Annotated in this window: 6 protein-coding genes; all 6 read left to right on the top strand. The window is 72.3% G+C overall.

Translation table 11 applies throughout. The features are described 5' to 3' along the window. Positions 1-785, top strand: a 785-nt coding sequence (locus ACE3TU_RS16045; protein WP_374625975.1) for a LysR substrate-binding domain-containing protein, incomplete at its 5' end; no start/stop codon positions are given. Between the two features lie 118 nt (positions 786-903). Beyond that, complete coding sequence (locus ACE3TU_RS16050; RefSeq protein WP_374625977.1) at positions 904-3,621, top strand: LuxR C-terminal-related transcriptional regulator; 2,718 nt, start codon at positions 904-906, stop codon at positions 3,619-3,621. 154 nt (positions 3,622-3,775) lie between these two features. Further along, positions 3,776-4,030, top strand: a complete 255-nt coding sequence (locus ACE3TU_RS16055) for a hypothetical protein (protein ID WP_374625979.1) — start codon at positions 3,776-3,778, stop codon at positions 4,028-4,030. A 24-nt stretch (positions 4,031-4,054) separates the two neighbouring features. Beyond that, the gene (locus ACE3TU_RS16060; protein WP_374625981.1) at positions 4,055-4,744 is read left to right on the top strand and encodes a hypothetical protein; all 690 of its coding nucleotides are present in this window, start codon (positions 4,055-4,057) and stop codon (positions 4,742-4,744) included. Positions 4,745-4,836: 92 nt separating this feature from the next. Continuing rightward, a complete protein-coding gene (locus ACE3TU_RS16065) occupies positions 4,837-5,631 on the top strand; it encodes a DUF4386 domain-containing protein (RefSeq protein WP_374625983.1) in 795 nt (264 codons plus the stop codon). A 79-nt stretch (positions 5,632-5,710) separates the two neighbouring features. Continuing rightward, positions 5,711-6,265 (top strand): alcohol dehydrogenase catalytic domain-containing protein (locus ACE3TU_RS16070; RefSeq protein ID WP_374625985.1); only part of this gene is annotated, 555 nt, incomplete at its 3' end.

Here is a 6,265-nt window from a genome sequence, read left to right on the forward strand (position 1 = left end):
CCCTGGCACGGCTGCGCGAGGTCACCGGCGATCCGCTGCTGGTGCGCGCCGGGCGGCGCCTCGTGCCGACGCCGAGGGCGCTCGCACTGCGCACCGAGGTCGGTGCCGTCGTCGATGGGGCGCGGGCAATCCTGCGTCCTGCCGAGGCGCTCGACCTGGCGCGGCTCGAGCGCCGCTTCGTGCTGCGCTGCAGCGAGGGCTTCGTCGAGACCTTCGGCCCGCGCCTGCTGGCGCGGATCGCCGACGAGGCGCCGCGGGTGACGCTGCACGTCATCGCCAAGCCCGACAAGGAGAGCGCGTCGCTGCGCGACGGCGAGGCGGATATCGAGACCGGGGTCGTCGATCGGACGACGGCCCCCGAACTGCGGGCGCTGCCCCTGTTCGAGGACCGCTGGGTGGGTGTCGCGCGCGACGGCCACCCGCTGCTCAAGGCGGGAGCAACGCTGCTGGGCTACGGCTCCGCCCGCCACGTGCAGGTCCGCCGCCGGGGGCTGCACAGCTCTGAGCTCGACGAGGCGGCCGCGGCGGCGGGGGCCCCGCGCCGGGTCGGCATCGTCGTCGGCGGTTTTGCCGCCGCCATCGCCCTTGCCCGCGACACCGATCTGGTCGCCACCGTCCCCGAGCGGCACACCGAAGGCCTGCGCCGCGGCGTCGGCGGCTTCGCGCTGCCGTTCGCGCTACCGCCCTTCACCATCTCCATGCTCTGGCATCCACGCATGGATGGCGACCTAGCGCATCGGTGGCTGCGCGCCTGCCTGCGCAGCGTGTGCTCCACCGCAGGCTGACCGGCGACGCGGGGACCACGGCGTTCAGCATCGTGGCCGCAATCCGGCGCTTTCCCGACACCGTCTGCTCACCCGCCCGCTTGCTTCCGCGCCGGGGCCGGCCCAAGAGTGGGCCATCATGGTCGTCCCACTGGTCGCCACCAAGCTGAACCTGCCCGCCCCGCGGCCCCGACTGGTCGGTCGGCCGCGGCTGCGTACACTGCTCGACCGCGGCCTCGAGGCGCGGCTGACCCTGATCTCAGCGCCGGCCGGCTTCGGCAAGACGACGCTGCTGAGCGACTGGCTGGCGGGCCTGCCGCGCCCGGCGCCAGCCATCGCCTGGCTGTCGCTCGATGACAGCGACAACGAGCCCTCGGCGTTCTGGCCGCATGTCGTCGCCGCGCTGCAGGCGGGGGCCGCCAGGGCCGGCGCGAGCTTTCCCGATCTGCCTTCGGTGAGCGCGGCGGACCAGGGCGCCGTCGCCATCCTGATCAACCAGCTGGCCGCGACCGAGACCCCCGTCCTGCTCGTCCTCGACGACCTGCACCTGGTCGACCGGGCCGATATCCACGAGCAGCTGGGCTTCCTCGTCGAGCGCCTGCCACCGCATGTGCACGTCGTCGTCAGCACCCGCGCCGACCCCGGCCTGCCGCTCGGCCGGCTCAGGGTGCGCGGCGAGCTGGTCGAGATCCGCTCCGCCGATCTGCGCTTCACCGCCGACGAGGCCGCGGCCTATCTCAACGACGTGATGCACCTCGGCCTCTCGGCCGCCGACGCGGCAACGCTCGAGCGCAAGACCGAGGGCTGGATCGCGGCCCTGCAGCTGGCCGTGCTCTCGCTCGAGGGACGCACCGACACGGCCGCCTTCATCGAGGGCTTTGCGGGCAGCGGCCGCTTCGTCGTCGACTACCTCGTCGAGGAAGTCCTCGCCCGCCTGCCCGACGATCTGCGTCGCTTCCTCATGGCGACGGCGGTGCTGCGCCGGATGAGCGCTCCGCTCTGCGACGCCGTCACCGGCGAGCGGGGCAATGGCAGCAGGATGCTGGATCGTCTCGAGCGGCAGAACCTCTTCCTCGTGCCGCTCGATGCGCACCGGCAGTGGTTCCGCTACCATCACCTGTTCGCCGACGTCCTGCGGGCCCACCTCACCGAGGCCGAGCTGGCGGCGCTGCCCGCCATCCATCGCCGCGCCAGCACCTGGTACGAAGGTCATGGCGAGCGCGCCGAGGCGATCCACCACGCGCTCGAGGCCGGCGATCACGAGTGGGCCGCCGAGCTGATCGAGTCGGCCGCCTTCGAGATGCAGAGACTGCGGCAGGAGCGCACCATCCGCGCCTGGGTGCGCGCCCTCCCGGATGCGGTGGTGCGCACCCGCCCGGTGCTGGGGATCGCGCTTGTCGGGGTCCTGGCCTCGATGGGCGAGTTCGAGGGGCTCGCCGACCGGCTGCGCGACGTCGAGCACGGCCTCGCCGCGCTCGCCTCGGGCGCGGATGCGGAGCGCTCCGGCATCGTCGTCGTCGACCGGGGCCGGCTACCGCGCGTCCCGGCCCTCGTCGAACTCTATCGGGCCGCGCTGGCACAGGCGCGCGGCGACCTGCCGGCTGTCATCGACCACGCCCGGCGCGTCATCGCCCTGGCGCCGCCGGACGACGACCTCAGCCGTGCCTCGGCGTCCTCGCTGCTCGGCATTGCCCACTGGACCGGAGGGCGCCTGCAGGAGGCCCGTGCCGCCTGGACGGAGGGCCGCGACGGACTGATGCGGGCCGGGCACGTCGCCGATACGCTGGGGGTGTCGATCGCGCTGGGCGACATCAACCTGGCGCTGGGCCGACTGCGCGAGGCGACCCGCATCTTCGAGCACGCACTGGAGGTGTCGCGCGGGGCGGGCACCGTGCTGCGCGGCACTGCCGACATGCATACCGGCCTCGCCATGGTGCTGCGCGAACGCAACGACCTGGTGGCGGCGCGCCGGCATCTGCGCCTGGCCGCCGGACTGGGCGAGGGCGCCGGGTTGCCGCAGAACCCCTATCGCTGGCACGTCGCCGATGCGCTGCTCCGGCAGGACGAGGGCGATCCGGACGGTGCCCGCGACAGCATCGACGAGGCCGTCCGCGCCTATGTCGCGGACTTCTTCCCGGAGGTCCGTCCGGTCGCGGCGACGCGCGCCCGTATCCTCATCGCCCAGGGTCGGCTGGACGAGGCGGCGCACTGGCAGCGCGACGTCGGGGTCGGCACCGACGATCCGACGAGCTACCTGCGCGAATACGAGCACATCACGCTGGCGCGGCTGCTGCTCGCCGAGGACCTCAAGGGCGGCGGCGGGACGGGCGCCCGGGCATTGCCGTTGCTCCGCCGGCTGCTCGAAGCCGCCGAGGCGGGCGGGCGCCACGGCAGCGTCATCGAGCTCTCCATCCTCCTCGCGCTCACGAGCCGGCAGGCCGGGACCGAGGAGGCACTGAAGCACCTGGCGCGCGCGCTGTCGCTGGCGGGACCCGAGGGCTATGTGCGGGACTTCGTCAACGAAGGCCCGGCGATGGCGGCGCTGCTGAAGGCCGCCGTGAAGCGCCAGATCGGCGCGGACCACGCGAACCGGCTGCTTGCCGCCTTCGGTCCGTCGGCACCGCCGCCCAGCCTGCACCCCGACCTGATCGAACCCCTGAGCGAACGGGAGCTCGACGTGCTGCGCCTGCTCGGCAGCGACCTGGGGGGCCCCGAGATCGCGCGCGAGCTCGCCATCTCCGAAAACACCATGCGCACGCACACCCGGAACATCTACGAGAAGCTGGGCGTCAACAGCCGCCGCGCCGCCGTCAGCCGCGCCGAGGACCTCCGCCTGCTGACTCGCCGCAAGGCCTAGAGCCAACCCCGCGGGCTCCGGCCCGCCAGCCGCCTCACCAAAAGAAAACTGCACCGCCTCACCAAGCTTGGTGAGGCGCGCTCACCAAGTCCGCTCTCACAAGTGACCCGTCGGCGAGACAACGCCCCGCCGGCGACACGAACCGAGAGACGACATGAGCACACTACCCCCAGGACAGCCGGGACGGCCCGAAGGCGAGACCTATGAAATCCGCCTGCGCGGCCATCTCGACGCGCGCTGGGCCGCCCGCCTGGGCGTCCCGGGCCTCACCCACCAAAGCGACGGCACGACCACGCTGAGCGCAATCGGGGTGGACCAAGCGGCTCTCCACGGCCTGCTCCAGCGCATCCGCGACCTGGGCGTGTCCCTGATCTCGGTGACTGCGGTCCCGGCCAGGGCGATCGACTGACAAGCAACACTCGAGGAGACCAACATGACCACGACCGCAAAGCCCCCCGTCACCGCCGACAGCCTGATCCGCGCGACCGGACCCTTCGCCATTGTCGCAGGCCTGATCTATGCCGGCATCCAGCCGATCCACCCGCCCGACTTCGTGGCCTCGGTGACGACGACCCCCTGGGCGGTCGTCATCTCGCTCAAGCTGGTCATGTGTCTGTTCTTCATGGTCGGGACCGCCGGGCTCTATGTCCGGCAGATGGGCCGTGCCGGCTGGCTCGGCCTCGCGGGCTTCGTCCTGTTCACGGCCTGCTGGTGGCTGCAGACCGGCTACGTCTTCGCCGAGCTGTTCGTGCTGCCGCCGCTAGCGCCGGTATCCCCCGAATTCGTCGACAGCTTCCTCGGCATCGTCAACCAGCACCCCGGTCCGCTCGACATCGGCGCGTTGGGATCGGTCTACGGCGTGCTTGGCCTCTTCTATCTCGCCGGCGGCATCCTGCTCGGCGTCTCGACGGTGCGGGCCGGCGTCCTGCCCAAGGCCCCCTCGATCATGCTCGCCGTCGCCGCCCTGCTGACGCCGGCCGCGGTCCTGCTGCCGCACGAGCTGCAGCGCTACGCGGCGATCCCGGTCGGTCTCGCCTTCATCTGGCTCGGCTTTGCGCTGTGGCTGCCGCGCAAGACCACGGCCGCTGTGCCCGGCGCGCTTCGTCCGGCCGCTACCCGCTAGGCAGCATCCTTCGCGAGCGGCCCGACGGACGCCCGCCCTCGGTCACCCGTCTCCGTCGATAATCCAGACCTCAACCCACAAAGGAACCCACAATGAGCACGATCGCCTCGACCTACTCTCCCGCTGCCGGCGCTGCCGCCAGACCTGCGGCCGCCTCCCTCGCGGCGCACAAGGACACCCAGCTGCTGGCGCGGCTTACCGGGCTGTTCTTCCTCATCACCTATGCCACCTCCATTCCGCCCTACGTGTCCATGTATGTGCCGGCGCTCAGCAACCCGGCCTTCGTCCTCGGCGGCGGCTTCGACCAGGTCGTCTCCTGGGGAGCGATCCTCGAGCTGGTGCTGATCCTCGCCAACATCGCCTCCGCCCTCACCCTCTATCCCGTGCTGAAGCGGCGTTTCCCGGTGCTGTCGCTCGGCTTCGTGACGGCACGCCTCACCGAGAGCGCGTTTATCGCCATCGGCATCGTCGCGGTCCTGGCGCTCAACACGCTGCGTCTCCACGGCGTCCCGACCGGTGCCGACGAGGCCGGCCTGATGGCCGCCGGCCAGGCGCTGGTCGCCGTGCATGACTGGACCTTCCGCCTCGGGCCTGGCGTCGTGGTCGGCGTCGGCAACGGCCTGATCCTGGGCTGGATGATGTGGAAGACGCGGCTGCTCCCGCGTGCCCTCTCCATCCTCGGCCTCATCGGCGGCCCCGCGCTGCTCGTTGCCGGCGGCGCAGTGGTCCTCGGGGTCATCGAGGCCGGTGCGACGTGGCAGGCGATCGCGACGATCCCCGAGTTCTTCTGGGAGCTCGGCCTCGGCCTGTGGCTGCTGGTCCGCGGCTTCACGCCCTCCGCCGTGACGGAGCTCGAGCGCAGCGGCTCGGCCTCCACCGCCCGGTAGCACCCTCCGGGGCCGGGACGACGCGTCCCCGCGTCCCGGCCTCCCCGCCCCCCCAACCACTCCAGCAGGAGAACCCGAAATGACCCTCTCCATGTCCATGCCCCTGCAGACGACGCCGCGCATAATGCGGGCCGCTGTGTTCGACCGGTTCGGCGGCCCCGAGGTCGTGCGCCTCGCCGAAATCGCCGTGCCGCAACCCGGCCCCCGCGACATCCGTATCCGCGTCGCCGCCTCGACGGTCAGCGCCGCAGACCACCGCATGCGGGCCCGCGACCTGCCCAGGGGCCTCGGCCTCCTCGCCCTGCCGGTGGTCGGGCTGCTCCGTCCGCGCCGCCGCGTCCTCGGCATGGATTTCGCCGGCACCGTCGAAGCGGTCGGCGCGGCAGTGACGCGCTTCGAGCCGGGCGACGAGGTCGTCGGCATGACCGGCAGCGCCTTCGGCGGTCACGCCGAGTATGTCGTGCTCCCGGAGACGGCGGCGATCGCCATGAAGCCGGACGGTCTCGGGCACGAGGAGGCGGTGGCGCTGGTCTTCGGCGGGCACACCATCAGCGAGTGCATCCGGCAATGCGCCATCCGCCCCGGCGACGAGGTGCTCGTCAACGGCGCCGCCGGCGCCGTCGGCAGCGCGTCC

This window comes from Devosia sp. (assembly GCF_041917035.1).
In the GTDB taxonomy this organism is placed as follows: Bacteria; Pseudomonadota; Alphaproteobacteria; order Rhizobiales; family Devosiaceae; genus Devosia_A.